Raw genomic sequence first — 13,700 nt, 5'->3', positions numbered from 1 at the left:
ATCACACCATCCGTGGCTATTGGCCCCAGCGTAGTGCGCCGGGGGGATCAGGAAAAGCCCGATCCGCCCATGGATCAGGCGGAAACCTGTTCGCGCAGGATCGAGGAGGTGAGCGAGATCATCAGGTAAAGCCCCGAGAAGATCAGGAAGGCCAGCAGCGTGTTCTCGAAGGCGCGGGGATAGGTCGCCTCGTCCGGGGGGACGGGGGTGACACCCATCGAGAGATAGCGGGTCTGGCGGTTCGCCTCGATCCGGGCGGTTTCCAGTTGTTGCAGCGCCTGCTGCATCAGCAGGGTGCGGGTCTGAAGATCGACCTCGGCCATGCGCAACTGGCCGCTGATCTGGGCCAGCGAACTTGCGCTGCCCCCGCCATCGGTCAGTTGACCGCGCAGCGAGGCGATCAGCGTTTCCAGCCGCGAGATATCGCCGCGCACACCATCGACGCGGGCCTGGTTGGGGCGGCGGTTGTCCAGCAACTGTTGCAGTTGCAGCCGCTTTTCCTGAAGCTGCACCTCGAAGGTGGTGATCTGGGTCATCACGCCGCCGGTTTCCGCGGTCGGGTCCAGGACCCCCAGCTTTTCCTGCAATTCCAGGACCCGGCTTTGCGCCGCCATCATCTTGGCCTCGGCATCCTCGAAGCTGTCCATGGCGCCCTGCATCTGGTCGGCGCGCAGGCGCTGGGTCAGGTTGTCCACCTGTTCTTCGGCATATTCGATCAGGCGGTTCGACCACTCGGCGCTGACCTCGGGGCTGGCGGCCACCACCTCCATCTTGACGATGCCCTCCGAGGGGTCATAGCCGATCTCGACGTTCTTGCTGAAGACCTTGTAGGCCTGTTCGTTCGTCGGGTTTTCGGGCAGCCGCTGGATGGCGTCGATGGACGGGTCCGAGAAATGCGCCTTGAACCCCTCATCCGCGTCCAGCCGCAGCATCGCGTCGCGCGATTGCAGATAGCTTTGCACGGCGATGGAATCCTGGCTGGTGGCGAAACCGGTGCCGGAAAACAGCCCGCCCAGCGAACCGGGGGCGGCCGCGTCGGCCTGCTGGATCACGAACTCGGACTTGGTGGCGTACATGGGCGTGGCGATGACGTAGAAGTAATAGCCCGCGATCAGCGTCGGCAGCCCCACCAGGAAGGCCAGCCGCGACATCAGAAGCAGCGACTTGCGGCGGCGGCGGCGGGCGATGTCGCGCTGGATCAGCTGAATCTCGCGCGCGCGTGCGGCGCGGGGGTCGGGGCGGGGCTGGCCCGGATTGCCCAGTTCGGTCGAAGGCAGCGAATCGGGCGCGCGGGTCTGGGGCAGTTGCACGCGCGATTCCCGTGGCTGGCCCGACCCCTGTTCGGGCACCACCAGTTCCAGCATGTTGGCCCGTTCGAAGGGGTCGATGCCGCGCGCCCGCAACAGGCGCACCGCGTCGAAATCGGAGGTCGGGGCAAGGCCGTGCTTCTGGGCCAGCCGGCGCGCCATGCGCAACTGGCGCCCGGTCAGCCCCTCGCGGCGCAGGGCGGCCATGTCATCCTCGGCGGCCACTTCGTCGGAGGAGGAGACATTGGCATCCTGAAACGCCGATGGTTGCGGCGCGGCGGACGGTGCTTCGGCCTTTTGCGGTGCGGCGGGTTTTTCCGGGCGCGCGGGTTCGTTCGGAGGCGTTTCGCCGCGGTCCGTTTGCACGGCATCGTCCACCTGCTCCGGGCTGGTCGCCAGGGGGCTGGAACGGCGGATGCGGAACTTTCTAACTTTGGGTTTCGTAGTCATAAAGCTGCTTGGCCTCTTCCAGTGTGTCGAACATGTGCAACTGCCCATCCATCAGGACAGCCGCCGAGCGACAGAATTTCTCAAGCGTTTCGGCCTGGTGCGACACGACCACGATGGTGGCGCTTTCAAGTCGCTCGCGCAGGATCGAACCGGCCTTGCGGTTGAACTCGACATCCGTGGTGGAGGGCATGCCTTCGTCGATCAGGTAGATATCGAATTCCAGCGCCAGCAAAAGCGCGAAGGACAGGCGGGACCGCATGCCCGCCGAATAGGTGCCCACGGGCATGTCGAAATATTCACCCAGCCCGCACAGCCAGCGGCAGAATGCCTCAAGATAGTCGGGGTCGATCCCGTAGAGCTTGGCAATGAAGCGGGCGTTCTCGGTGCCCGAAAGCTTGTTGATGACACCGCCCATGAACCCCAGCGGAAACGAGATGCGGCTGGTGCGCTTGATCTGGCCTTCATCGGGCTTTTCCAGCCCGGCCATCATGTTGATCAGCGTTGTCTTGCCGGTGCCATTGGGGGCGAGGATTCCCAGAGAATTGCCAACCTCCACGCGAAAGCTGGCCCGGTTCAGGATCACCTTGTGGTGCGATCCTGTCCAGAACGACTTGGAGACATTCTCAAATTCGATCATCTGCGCCCCGGCGCCTGCTCTGTTTGCCCACAGCTATCTTACTGCGGTTAACACCAAGCGTATTCCGTCAATTTGGCCACAATATGTCGGTTCGGCCCATCGGCCCAGTGTCTTGCCGCGAGGCGGCCACCCCGGCCAATGAAAATTGTCTCCAATCCATCAAAGGCCGGGGCGTTTCAGACTGTTATCAGTCTTCCTGTTTCTGAACCCGCGTCAATTTGCCCGCGATGATCGAAACCAGCGCCGCGCCAAAGCTGAACAGGGCGCCCATCTTGGCCGCGTCCTGCACCGCGCCACCGGGGAAGGCGACCGAGGCAACGAAAAGCGACACGGTAAAGCCGATGGCGGCAACACAGCCGATCACGAACAGGTCGATGATCCGCATGCCCACCGGCAGGCCCAGCTTCATTGGCCCCGCCGCCAGCCAGCCGAACAGCAGGATGCCGAAGGGCTTGCCGATCAACAGGCCGGCCAGCACCAGCCATGTCGGCGCGCCGATCGAGTTGAACTCGACCCCCGCGTTCAGCAGGCCGAAGAAGAACAGGATCACCTCGACCGGGTGCTTCAGCAGGTGTTCGGTGTGGTTCAGAAGGTCGGTCAGATACTGCTCGGCCTCGCTGAAGATCCCGAAGGCACGGTCGGCGTGGGGCAGGGTGGGCACGATGGGCAGAAGGCCAAGGGCGGGGTGCAGCCCGCTTTCCTGAAACGCCCACCAGCTGATGGCACCGGCCACAAGGTAGGGCCAGAACGACAGCTTTTCACGCACCCAGGTCGAGCGCGGGCGCAGCTGATCGCCGGCATCCATCTTGCGCGGCAACCAGTTGAACAGGAAGAACACCGCGATGGCCGCCGCCAGCGAGACGAGAAGCATCGCAGGGGCCAGTTCGCCCGAGGGATAGAAGATCGCCAGAATGATCAGCCCGGCCGCATCGTCGGCGATGGCCAGCAGCAGCAGGAAGCGCACCGCAGGGTGGCCCGCGCCGAAGACGATCCGCCCGACCAGGTAGGAAAAGGCGATGTCGGTGGCGGTGGGAATGGCCCAGCCCCGCGCCACGGCGTCATAGGTTTCGGAACCGAAGACGAAATAGGCCATGCCCAGGTAAACGGCGATGGGCCCCACCATGCCGCCCAGGGTGGCAACCAGCGGGGTTGCGGCCTTCTTGCCGCGCAGCGATCCGTTTTCCAGGATCACGGCCTCCCAGACCTCTTTCGCGGCGATGGCAAAGAAGAAGGCCATCAGCACGTCGTTCACGAGATAGTGAAAGGTCAGAACGCGGGACACATCGCCAATGGCGTCGATGTGGAAGTCCTCGCCGTACTTGGACATCCATTTCCCGGCGTCGGTGCCGACCAGATCGTTGAACCAGATCGGATATTCCACCACGTGGTGATAGGAATGTGCGTCGATATTGGCCCATATCAGCGCGATCAACGCGCCGAAGATCAGCAGCAGTGAATAGTTGGTGACGAAATTCCAGACACGATACATAGGTTCCCGATCCCTCAGCGAATTGGCTTTCATGGGTAAATCATCGTTCCCCGGGGGGCAACTGTTCTTGCACCCGCGAAAAAGACAAACCTGTGGGGCAGGCGGCGCCTAGGAGGCGACGGCGGCCCAGCCCAGCCCCGCCAGGACGGCCCCCACCATGGCGATGCCCACATAGGCGGCAAAGATCCGCGGCCGGACCAGCGCCCAGACGGCGATGGCGGCGGGAATGCAACTGACACCGCCGGCCAGCATGAAGGACATCGCGGCGCCGCTCGCCATGCCCTGATCAAGCAGGGCATCGACCAGCGGCACGGCGGCATAGCCGTTCAGATAGGCCGGCCCGCCCACCAGTGCGCCAAGGAAGATCGGCCCGATCCCGTCACCGCCCAGCACTGACCCGATCCAGTCGGAGGGCACATAGCGCAGCATAAGCGCCTCGAAAAGATAGGCCAGGAACAGCCACTTGGTGAGGAAAAGGGCATTGTCGAGCGCGGTGTCTCGGAAGGTCTCGCGTCGGGGGGCGCTGCGCCAGAAGGCCCATTCTGCCTTGCCCGAGAAGGGTTTGGCGCTGCCACAGCAGCTTTTGCGCGCAGGCTGCGGGCGCAGCGGGTCGGTGAAGACCGGCGTATTGGCAAAGATCATCACCGTCACGCCCCCCAGAAGCCCCAGTGACACCGCCGCGACGGTTTTCGCCAGGGCAAAATCGAACCCCAGGGTGCCGGCGGTGATGGCAAACATCGCCGGGTCCATCAGCGGCGAGGCCAGCCAGAAGGCCATGACCGCGCTCAGGGGTGCGCCCACTGCCAGAAGGGCGGCGATGAAGGGAATGACCTCGCAACTGCAGAAGGGGGCCAACCCGCCCAGAAGCGCGGCCAGCACGATCATCCGGCCCTGCCGCCCCTCGAAGGCGCGGGCCAGCAGGTTCTCGGCGCCGCTGGCCTTCAGGTAGGCGACGGCGAAGACCGCGAAAAGGATGAAGGGCGCGGTGTGCAGAAGGGACTGCGCCGCGAATGTCGCCGTTGGCCAGGCCGCGGGGAAATCGAATATCGCCAGCCCAACGAGAATGGCAAGGCTTGCCGTCCAGGCGTTGCGAAGGTTGGGCATCCGCGTCGGCGTGTGGCTGTGGGCATGGTCAGACATGGCGGTGTTCTCCGATTGCACCGCAATCGGCGCAACATTCGCGTAAAAGATAATCGGACAGGGCCTGCACCCGGCCGAATTCGGCCGCGGCACAGATGATCGAACGGCCCTGGCGCACCTGCTGAACCAGTCCGGCCTGGGTGAGGATGCGCATGTGGTGGGTCAGGGTCGATCCGGTGACGCCGCATTTTTCGCCAAGCGCCCCAATGCTGAGCCCGTCCGGCCCGGCCCGCACCAGGGCGGCCAGAACCGCCAGCCGCTGTTCCGAGCCGAGGGCGGCAAAGGTCGAAGCGGCCTGTTCGATGCTGAGCGAGTCGGGCAAGAGTGTTTTCATATTTCTAGATTTATAGAAATATAGAGATGACGCAACCCCCCGTGGACCCTGCGCATTCCGCGCCCTATGTGAAGGGCATGTCCGATCTTGCCGGTGAAATCCTGTCCTGCCGATTGTGCGCGTCCCGCTTTGCGGCCACGGCGACGCACCATGCGCCGCGCCCGGTGCCCTGGTTCCGTCCGGGGGCGCGGATCATGATCGCCGGCCAGGCACCCGGCGCGCGGGTGCACCGCAGCGGCCGCCCGTTCAGCGACCCCTCGGGCGACAGGCTGCGGGAATGGATGGGACTGGATGCCGCCACCTTCTATGACAAGGACCGTATCGCCATCGTGCCCATGGCCTTCTGCTTTCCCGGCTACAACGCCAAGGGGTCGGATCTGCCGCCCCCCGCAATCTGCGCGCGCACCTGGCGCGACAGGGTGATGCAGGAGATCGGGCCGGTACCCCTGACCCTGCTTGTGGGGGGATATGCCCACAAGTGGCACCTTGGCCCGGGGACCGTGGCCCAGAATGTCGCGAACTGGCGGGCCCATGCGCCCGCCGTCTTTCCGCTGCCCCATCCCAGCTGGCGCAATACCGGCTGGCTGAACGAACGCCCCTGGTTCGAGGCCGAGCTTCTGCCCGCCCTGCGCACCGCCATATCGGAGACCCTGGCATGACGCCTGAAACCCCCCTCGACCACGCCCATGCCGCCATGGAACAGGCCCCGGGCGACGATGCCCTGCGGCTGGGGTTCTATGAACGCCTGGCGGATGGCGAGTTGTTCGTGATGCTGGAGCGCGAGGCCGAGGGCGAGACCATCGCACCCGCGATCTTCGACACCGACGACGGGCGCTTCGTGCTGGGCTTCGACCGCGAGGAGCGGCTGGCCGGTTTTGCCGGACGCATCGTGCCCTATGCCGCCCTGTCGGGGCGGGCGGTGGCGGCGATGCTGGCGCCCCAGGGGCTGGGCCTCGCACTGAACCCGGACGTGGCGCCGTCGTCCTTCCTGGTGGCACCGGATGCCCTTGAGTGGCTGGTGGCGACCCTGGCCGAGGCCCCGGCGCAGATCGAAGCCCGCCCCCAGGAGATAACTGCGCCCCACGGTCTGCCCGAACGCCTTTTGCGGGGGCTGGACGCGAAGCTGGCCGCGGCGGCGGGCATGGCGCGCATGGCCTACCTTGTCGGCGCGCGCTACGAGGGCGGGCTGACCCATCTGCTGGCCTTCGTCGATCCGGCCCCCGGCGCCGAGGCGGCCCTTGCCCGCGCCACGGGCGAGGCGCTGGCCTTTTCGGGTGTCGAGGCAGGAACGCTGGACGTGGGGTTCTTCACCGCCGCCGATCCCTTTGCGGCCCGGCTTGCGCGGGTGGGGCTGCGGTTCGATCTGCCCGAACCCGAGGCGGTGACGCAACCGGGCGCCAACCCGGGCATGGACCCGGAGCGCCCGCCCAGGTTGCGCTGAGCCGCGCCGGCAGAGGGGGGCTGTCTGCCCCCCGGCCTTCGGCCTCCCCCCGAGGATATTTCCGGACCAAAGATGGGTAAGGTCAGTAGCCCGCGGCGCGGTCGACCAGGTTCAGGAGCGGGCGGCCGCCCTCGGCGCGCAGGATGTTCCCGGCGATCAGCTGCGCCGCCGAATCCGGGCGCGTGGCGCTGGCGATATGGGGCGTGACCGTCACCTTCGGGTGCTGCCAGAAGGGCGACTCGGGGGGCAGTGGTTCGGTGCGGAACACGTCGAGCGTGGCATGGCCGATCTGTCCGCTGTCGAGCGCGCTGAGAAGGGCGGCATCGTCGATCAGGGGGCCGCGGCCCGGGTTGATGACCACGGCCCCGCGCGGCAGCATCGCCAGGGTTTGCGCATCAAGGGTGTTTTCCGTCTCGGGCGTCTGGGGCAGCAGCAGCACGAGGATCTCGCTGCGGGCCAGAACCTGGTGCAGGCCTTCGGGACCGTGAAAGCAGGCGACGCCCTCGACCTGCTTTTCCCGGCGGCTCCACCCGGCGACATCGAAGCGCAGCCCCCGCAGGGCCAGCGCGCAGGCGGTGCCCAAGGCCCCGAGCCCCAGGATGCCGACAGTCCGGTGCCGCGCGAGGGGCGGGATCTCGGGCTGCCAGTTGCCGTCCTGTCCGGTGATATGGGCATCCATCCCCAGGTGATGGCGCAACACGTGGCCCGTGACCCATTCCACCATGCCTTCGCGCAGGCCGGAATCGACCATGCGGGTCAGCGGCTGGGTGAGGGTGGGATTGTCCACCACGGTTTCGACCCCGGCCCAGAGGCCCAGGACCGCCTTGCAGCGGGTGAAGGGGGTGAAATCCGACACCGGCCCACCCGGGGCGAAGACGATGTAATCGACCGTTTCGGGCGCGTGGTCGCAGGAGAGATCGACCTTTAGCCCGGCCTTGAGGAAGGCATCGGCCAGGGGCTGGCGATACTGTGGCCAACGGTCGGACCGGGCAGAGAAGAGCACATTGATCATCGGCCGCGCGGCCTGTGGACATGGGCCGACTGGGTCAGCCCGAAGGCCACCAGCAGCACCAGCATGGCCGAGCCGCCATAGCTGACCAGGGGCAGGGGCACGCCGACGACCGGCGCCAGGCCCATGACCATCGACATGTTCACGGCGAAGAACAGGAAGAAGGTCACCCCGACCCCCAGCGTGAGAAGCGAGCCGAATCTGTCCTTGTTCGAAAAGGCCGAGGCGAAGCAGAAGACGATGATCAGCGCATAGAGCGACAGCAGCGAGAAGGCGCCGAGAAAGCCGAACTCTTCGGCGAGGGTGGTGAAGATGAAATCGGTGTGCTTTTCGGGCAGGAAGTTCAGCCGCGACTGGGTGCCCTGCATGAAGCCGCGCCCCGTCCAGCCCCCGGACCCCAGCGCGATCTTGGACTGGGTGATGTGATAGCCCGCGCCCAGCGGATCGGTCGAGGGATCGAGGAAGGTGTCGATCCGGCGATACTGGTAATCCTTCAAGAGCTGCCAGTCCGTTCCGCGCGACGTGAAGACCGCCGAAACCAGCCCGACGCCCAGTCCGGCCACCGCGGCGAAGTACCACCAGCTGACCCCGGCCAGGAACATGATCGCACCGCCGCCGATGATCAGCAGCAGCGCCGTGCCAAGGTCGGGCTGGCGCAGCACCAGGAAGGTGGGCGCAAGGATCAGGATCAGCGGCACCGCGACCCAGAGGGGATGCGATGTCTTGCGGATGTCGAGCCAGTCGTAATAGGCTGCCAGGATCATCACCAGGGTGATCTTGGTCAGCTCGGACGGTTGCAGGCGCATGAACCCCAGGTCGATCCAGCGTTGGGCGCCCATGCCGGTGACGCCGAAGAATTCCACGAACAGCAACAGCAGGACCGAGGCCCCATAGGCAAGGCCCGCCATGTTGCGCCAGAACCAGATCGGCACCATCGCCACGAACAGCATCAGCGCCATGCCAAGGCCGAAACGCTTCATCTGCGGTTCGGCCCAGGGGGTGAGCGAGCCGCCCGCCACCGAGTAGAGCATCACGAAGCCCGCCGAGGCCACCGCCGAAAGCAGCAGGATCAGCGGCCAGTTCAGGTGCAGGATCTTCGACAGGCCGGTGGGCACCGTCTTGGCGTGGTATTCGAGATAGCTCATCCGATCATGCCCTGTCGCTGCCGGGGGATGGCGTGGTGCCGCGCACGGGAAGCTTGCTGAGCATCTCGCGGATGCGGCCCCGTTGCCCCGAGGGATAGGCGTCGAGCGGCGGGGTCTTGCCGTGCATGGCGAACAGCAGGATGTCGCGCGCGATGGGGGCGGCGACCGACGATCCGCCGCCGCCATGTTCCACCACCACCGAAACCGCGTATTGCGGATTGTCGTAGGGGGCGAAGCAGACGTAAAGCGCGTGATCGCGCCGCTCCCACGGGAGGTCGGCGTTGCTGGTCACGCCGCGCGCGCGTTCGGCCACGGTGATGTTGCGCACCTGGCTGGTGCCCGACTTGCCGGCCATGCGCCGGCCTTCGTCGTCGATGCGGGCGCTGAACCCGGTGCCGCGCCGGGTGTTGGACACGGCGAACATGCCCTTGCGCACCATGCGCAGGTGGTTTTCGTTGAACCCCAGCGGTTCGGCACCGACGATGGGTGTTTCCACACCGTCGATGGATTTGATCAGCCGTGGCATGATGGCATTGCCCGAGGCCAGACGCGCCGTCATCACCGCAAGATGCAGCGGCGAGGCCAGGACATAGCCCTGTCCGATCGAGGCGTTCAGCGAATCCCCGATCAGCCATTCCTTGCCATAGCGTTCACGCTTCCAATCCTTGTCGGGCATGACCCCGGCGGTGACGGCGGACATGGGGATGTCGAACTTTTCGCCGAACCCGAACCGGCGGGCGGTTTCGGCAATCTTGTCGACGCCGACCTTCTGGGCCATCTCGTAGTAATAGACATCGCAGGATTGCTGCAGGCTTTTCTCGAGGTTCACATAGCCGTGCCCGCCGCGCTTCCAGCAGTGGAAGCGGCGGTTGCCCAGCTCGGTGAAACCGGGGCAATAGACCGTGTCCTCGGCGCTGATCTCGCCGGTGTCCAGCGCGGCCATGGTCACCATCATCTTGAAGGTCGAGCCGGGCGGATAGGCGCCCTGCACGGCCTTGTTGGCCAGCGGACGATAGATGTTGTCGGTCAGTTCGCCATAGTCCTTCACGGAAATGCCGCGCACGAACTTGTTGGGGTCGAAGGTGGGGGCGCTGCCCACCGCCATCAGGTCGCCGCTGCGCACGTCCATCACCACGGCCGAGGCGCTTTGATCCAGCGTCAGCCGTGCCTCGACGAAATTCTGAAGCGCGTTGTCGACGGTCAGTTGCAGGTTGGCGCCCGGCACGCCGCTGTCGCGGCCCAACTCGCGCATGACCCGGCCCGCCGCGTTCACCTCGATCCGCTTGCTGCCGGCCTTGCCGCGCAGGTCGCGTTCATACTTGTTCTCGACGCCGGTCTTGCCGATCTGGAACTTGGGGATCTGGAGCAGCGGGTCGTCGTCCTCGATGCGGTTCAGGTCGTAATCGCTGACCGGGCCGACATAGCCGACGATATGGGCGAAATCCTCGCCCAGCGGATAATGCCGGGTCAGGCCCACGTCGGGGGTGATGCCGGGCAGGGCGGGGGCGTTGACGGCGACGGTGGCGATGTCTTCCCAACTGCGCTGATCGGTCAGCGTGACCGGCACGAAGGGCGAGCGGCGGTGCATCTCGCGCAGCGACCGCTCAAGCTCTTCGGGGTCGAGATAGATCAGGTGGCGCAACCGCTCGATCACCATGTCGACATCGCCCGCCTCTTCGCGGACGATGACGATGCGGTAGTTCTGGGTGTTCTCGGCCACCGGAATGCCGTTGCGGTCGAAGATCAAGCCGCGCGAGGGCGCGATCAGGCGCATGTTGATGCGGTTTTCCTCGGCCAGCAGGCGGAATTCGTCGGCCTGTTCCACCTGCATCTGGCGCATCCGCCAGCCCAGAACGCCCAGCATGCCCAGTTGCAGCCCGCCCACGACCATCCCGCGACGGGTGATCTTGCGGCTGCTGGCCTCGGTATCCTTGGGTGAGCGTCTCATATCCGGTGTCCCAATGCGTCAACCGTGCCCGGCGCAGCCTTGCGGATCCCGATCGCGTAACGCGACAGGGCCACCACCACCGGGTAAGTCAGGGTTGATACGATCATTTGCAGGAAGGTTAACGAAAGCACCGGCTGCTCTACCAGAAAAATCGCCAGCACCAACGCATTTGTGAGAGTGATCGCCAGCAGGACCGCCGCCACCATCATCCATTCGACCAGGAAGGGCAGATCCTTTGAAAAGGGCTGCCGGGCGCGCAGGAATTCCAGCCCCAGCAGCACCAGCGCCGTCCACAGGCCAAGGGGGCGCATGAACAGGATGTCGGTGAACAGGATCACCGCAGCCACCAGCAGCGTCGGGATGTAGTCGGGCCGCCGCATGACCCAGGCATAGGCCAGAAGCGTCAGGATATCGGGGCCGGGGATGCGGGCATCGCCGATCCGGTAGGGCAGGATTTCGACAAAGACGACGATGGCCGCCAGCAGGACGAAGAGCGCGCGAAACCCCCAGCGGCGGCGTGAAACCGGGTCAACCATCGCCGGTCTCCGGCGGTTGGGGCGGGGTGGCGGGCGCGACAAGCGAACCGGGATCGGTGATCGTCTCGCCGGCGTGGCTGCGCAGCACCCGCAGGAACTCCAGCCGCTCGTAATCGGCGGCCAGGCGCACGCGCAACTGCCGGTCGGTGCCAAGGGCGACCTGACCCACCAGAAGCCCCGCCGGAAAAACGCCACCATCGCCCGAACTGATCACCCGGTCGCCGGGGCGCACGGCCTCGGGCGTCTCGAGAAAATCCAGCAGCGGCAGCGGAGAGTTGTCACCGGCCAGGATGCTGCGTTGTCCCGAGGGCTGGATCGTCACCGGAATCCGGCTGCCGGTGTCGTTCAGCAGGATCACCCGGGCGCTGGTTTCGCCCACGCCCGAAACCCGCCCCACAAGGCCCAGCCCGTCGGTGGTGGCCCAGCCGTTCTGGATTCCGTCGCGCGCGCCGACGTTCAGCAGGACAGACTGGCGAAAGGGGCTGCCCGAATCGGCCAGCACCACGCCGGTGATATAGGTCAGCGACGGATCAAGCCGCACCTTGTTGAGGTCCAGCAGCTTGGCGTTCTCCTGCTCAAGCTGCAGGGCGGCCTCTTTCCAGGCCTTCATCTGCTGCAACTCGCGGCGCAGCTCCTGGTTCTGTTCGTAGATCCGGCTGTAGCTTTGAAAATCCTCGATCATCGTGGCCACCTTGGTGACCGGCAGCAGTGCCCAGTCGAACGATGGCACCACCCGGTCGATGATCTGGGCGCGCACCCGTTCGGCGCGGGGGCTGTCGATGCGCCAGAACAGGAAGATGGCAAGGCACAACACAACCACCACGCCCACCAGAATGCGGCGGACCGGGCGGGTGTAATTTACGCTGGTGCCTCGATCCTGCGCCATTCATGGCCCTCGGCGTTAGCTGTCGTAGTCGATGACATGGGCAAGCTGTCTTTCGTATTCCAGAGCTTTTCCAGTGCCCAGGGCAACGCAGTTCAGCGATTCGTCGGCCACGGACACGGCCAGCCCGGTCTGTTCGCGCAGCGCCAGGTCAAGATCGCCCAGAAGCGCGCCGCCTCCGGTCAGCATGACGCCCCGATCGACGATGTCGGCGGCCAGGTCGGGCGGTGTCGCTTCCAGCGCGATCATCACCGCCTCGCAGATCTGCTGCACGGGTTCGGACAGCGCCTCGGCCACCTGGGCCTGGTTGATCTCGGTTTCCTTGGGCACGCCGTTCAACAGGTCGCGCCCGCGGATCTGCAGGGCCGCGCCGCGCCCGTCGTCGGGCATCCGGCTGGTGCCGATGGTGGTCTTGATCCGCTCGGCCGTCGATTCGCCGATCAGCAGATTCTGCTGGCGGCGCAGGTAGCTGATGATCGCCTCGTCCATCCGGTCGCCGCCCACCCGCACGCTGCGGGCATAGACGATATCGCCAAGCGACAGCACCGCCACCTCGGTGGTGCCCCCCCCTATATCGACGACCATGTTCCCGGTCGGGTCGGTGATCGGCATGCCGGCCCCTATGGCGGCGGCGATGGGTTCAGCGATCAGGCCGGCCTTGCGGGCGCCCGCGCTGATGACCGACTGGCGGATCGCCCGCTTTTCGACCGGCGTTGCGCCGTGGGGGACGCAGACGATGATCTTGGGCTTGGAAAAGGTCGTGCGCTTGTGAACCTTGCGGATGAAATGCTTGATCATTTCTTCGGCCACGTCGAAATCGGCGATGACCCCTTCGCGCATCGGGCGGATCGCCTGGATGCTGCCGGGGGTGCGGCCCAGCATCAGCTTGGCATCTTCCCCGACCGCCAGCACCTGCTTGCGACCGTCCTTCAGGTGATAGGCCACCACCGAAGGTTCGTTCAGAACGATGCCCTTGCCCTTGACATAGACCAGCGTGTTCGCTGTTCCCAGGTCAATGGCCATGTCGGACGAAAACAGACCGGTAAAACTTCCCATCGGCAGGCAGCCCCCAAATGACGTGTCGGGTCCGCGACTCCACCCGGCGCAGACGAGGCCGCCTTATATGCCCCGGCGCGAAGCGGCGAAAGGCCCCGGGCCGGAGATTTCGGCGCATTCCCGCGCGAGGTGGCCGGCCGGGGCGGGCGGGAAAGCGGGGTATTGTCGGTTAAGTGAAAGGCTGGATGCGCAGGCTGCGACGAAAGGGTCAAAATTGTTCGAAATGTGCAATTCTGGAAAACGGCAAAATATCTTTATCGGCGTTGAAACAATCGCCGAACGGGCCTGAGGTTTCGCCCGCCCGGTGCGACAATGCCTTGGGCGG

13 protein-coding genes are annotated in these 13,700 nt (G+C 65.6%); 2 read left to right on the top strand and 11 right to left on the bottom strand.

The window, feature by feature from the left end; translation table 11 throughout:
• Positions 1 to 74: 74 nt before the first annotated feature.
• The 5 genes from H7828_RS01375 to H7828_RS01355 form a co-directional block, all read right to left on the bottom strand.
• A complete protein-coding gene (locus H7828_RS01375) occupies positions 75 to 1,757 on the bottom strand; it encodes a capsule biosynthesis protein (RefSeq protein ID WP_226779145.1) in 1,683 nt (560 codons plus the stop codon).
• Positions 1,735 to 2,394: an ABC transporter ATP-binding protein gene (locus H7828_RS01370; RefSeq protein WP_226779144.1), complete on the bottom strand. Its 660-nt coding sequence runs from the start codon at positions 2,392 to 2,394 to the stop codon at positions 1,735 to 1,737. The genes H7828_RS01375 and H7828_RS01370 overlap by 23 nt, the downstream gene beginning before the upstream one ends.
• Positions 2,395 to 2,581: 187 nt before the next feature.
• On the bottom strand, positions 2,582 to 3,883 hold the full coding sequence (locus H7828_RS01365) for a Na+/H+ antiporter NhaA (RefSeq protein ID WP_226779143.1): 1,302 nt from the start codon (positions 3,881 to 3,883) through the stop codon (positions 2,582 to 2,584).
• Positions 3,884 to 3,991: 108 nt separating this feature from the next.
• Complete coding sequence (locus tag H7828_RS01360) at positions 3,992 to 5,023, bottom strand: permease (protein WP_226779142.1); 1,032 nt, start codon at positions 5,021 to 5,023, stop codon at positions 3,992 to 3,994.
• Complete coding sequence (locus H7828_RS01355) at positions 5,016 to 5,357, bottom strand: ArsR/SmtB family transcription factor (RefSeq protein ID WP_226779141.1); 342 nt, start codon at positions 5,355 to 5,357, stop codon at positions 5,016 to 5,018. The genes H7828_RS01360 and H7828_RS01355 overlap by 8 nt, the downstream gene beginning before the upstream one ends.
• A gap of 77 nt (positions 5,358 to 5,434) precedes the next feature.
• Between H7828_RS01355 and H7828_RS01350 the strand changes: the two genes are divergently transcribed.
• Together H7828_RS01350 and H7828_RS01345 are read left to right on the top strand one after the other, a co-directional pair.
• On the top strand, positions 5,435 to 6,016 hold the full coding sequence (locus H7828_RS01350; protein WP_226779739.1) for a uracil-DNA glycosylase family protein: 582 nt from the start codon (positions 5,435 to 5,437) through the stop codon (positions 6,014 to 6,016).
• Entirely contained in the window at positions 6,013 to 6,798 is a 786-nt protein-coding gene (locus H7828_RS01345; RefSeq protein WP_226779140.1) for an SseB family protein, read from the top strand. The genes H7828_RS01350 and H7828_RS01345 overlap by 4 nt, the downstream gene beginning before the upstream one ends.
• Before the next feature lie 82 nt (positions 6,799 to 6,880).
• Here H7828_RS01345 and H7828_RS01340 read toward each other — a convergent pair whose 3' ends face one another.
• Genes H7828_RS01340 through H7828_RS01315 form a run of 6 tightly spaced genes read right to left on the bottom strand, consistent with a single transcriptional unit; the run spans position 6,881 to position 13,375 of the window.
• On the bottom strand, positions 6,881 to 7,810 hold the full coding sequence (locus H7828_RS01340) for a 2-hydroxyacid dehydrogenase (protein ID WP_226779139.1): 930 nt from the start codon (positions 7,808 to 7,810) through the stop codon (positions 6,881 to 6,883).
• On the bottom strand, positions 7,807 to 8,952 hold the full coding sequence (rodA, locus tag H7828_RS01335; protein WP_226779138.1) for a rod shape-determining protein RodA: 1,146 nt from the start codon (positions 8,950 to 8,952) through the stop codon (positions 7,807 to 7,809). The genes H7828_RS01340 and rodA overlap by 4 nt, the downstream gene beginning before the upstream one ends.
• Positions 8,953 to 8,956: 4 nt before the next feature.
• Positions 8,957 to 10,900: a penicillin-binding protein 2 gene (mrdA, locus tag H7828_RS01330; protein WP_226779137.1), complete on the bottom strand. Its 1,944-nt coding sequence runs from the start codon at positions 10,898 to 10,900 to the stop codon at positions 8,957 to 8,959.
• Positions 10,897 to 11,436, bottom strand: coding sequence for a rod shape-determining protein MreD (locus tag H7828_RS01325; RefSeq protein ID WP_226779136.1), 540 nt, complete (start codon positions 11,434 to 11,436; stop codon positions 10,897 to 10,899). The genes mrdA and H7828_RS01325 overlap by 4 nt, the downstream gene beginning before the upstream one ends.
• Entirely contained in the window at positions 11,429 to 12,322 is an 894-nt protein-coding gene (gene mreC / locus H7828_RS01320) for a rod shape-determining protein MreC (RefSeq protein WP_226779135.1), read from the bottom strand. The genes H7828_RS01325 and mreC overlap by 8 nt, the downstream gene beginning before the upstream one ends.
• Positions 12,323 to 12,337: 15 nt before the next feature.
• Positions 12,338 to 13,375, bottom strand: coding sequence for a rod shape-determining protein (locus H7828_RS01315; RefSeq protein ID WP_226779134.1), 1,038 nt, complete (start codon positions 13,373 to 13,375; stop codon positions 12,338 to 12,340).
• Positions 13,376 to 13,700: the final 325 nt, after the last annotated feature.

The sequence above is a fragment of the Oceaniglobus trochenteri genome, from assembly GCF_020529025.1.
Classification (GTDB): Bacteria; Pseudomonadota; Alphaproteobacteria; order Rhodobacterales; family Rhodobacteraceae; genus Oceaniglobus; species Oceaniglobus trochenteri.
Note: the sequence above shows the minus strand (reverse complement) of the source record. Positions and strands in the feature narration are given on the sequence as shown.

Bases quoted from the DNA above. Each gene is read 5' to 3' on its own strand.
- H7828_RS01375 (WP_226779145.1), bottom strand. From the start codon at position 1,757: ATGACTACGAAACCCAAAGTTAGAAAGTTCCGCATCCGCCGTTCCAGC.
- H7828_RS01370 (WP_226779144.1), bottom strand. From the start codon at position 2,394: ATGATCGAATTTGAGAATGTCTCCAAGTCGTTCTGGACAGGATCGCAC.
- H7828_RS01365 (WP_226779143.1), bottom strand. From the start codon at position 3,883: ATGTATCGTGTCTGGAATTTCGTCACCAACTATTCACTGCTGCTGATC.
- H7828_RS01360 (WP_226779142.1), bottom strand. From the start codon at position 5,023: ATGTCTGACCATGCCCACAGCCACACGCCGACGCGGATGCCCAACCTT.
- H7828_RS01355 (WP_226779141.1), bottom strand. From the start codon at position 5,357: ATGAAAACACTCTTGCCCGACTCGCTCAGCATCGAACAGGCCGCTTCG.
- H7828_RS01350 (WP_226779739.1), top strand. From the start codon at position 5,435: ATGTCCGATCTTGCCGGTGAAATCCTGTCCTGCCGATTGTGCGCGTCC.
- H7828_RS01345 (WP_226779140.1), top strand. From the start codon at position 6,013: ATGACGCCTGAAACCCCCCTCGACCACGCCCATGCCGCCATGGAACAG.
- H7828_RS01340 (WP_226779139.1), bottom strand. From the start codon at position 7,810: ATGATCAATGTGCTCTTCTCTGCCCGGTCCGACCGTTGGCCACAGTAT.
- rodA (WP_226779138.1), bottom strand. From the start codon at position 8,952: ATGAGCTATCTCGAATACCACGCCAAGACGGTGCCCACCGGCCTGTCG.
- mrdA (WP_226779137.1), bottom strand. From the start codon at position 10,900: ATGAGACGCTCACCCAAGGATACCGAGGCCAGCAGCCGCAAGATCACC.
- H7828_RS01325 (WP_226779136.1), bottom strand. From the start codon at position 11,436: ATGGTTGACCCGGTTTCACGCCGCCGCTGGGGGTTTCGCGCGCTCTTC.
- mreC (WP_226779135.1), bottom strand. From the start codon at position 12,322: ATGGCGCAGGATCGAGGCACCAGCGTAAATTACACCCGCCCGGTCCGC.
- H7828_RS01315 (WP_226779134.1), bottom strand. From the start codon at position 13,375: ATGGGAAGTTTTACCGGTCTGTTTTCGTCCGACATGGCCATTGACCTG.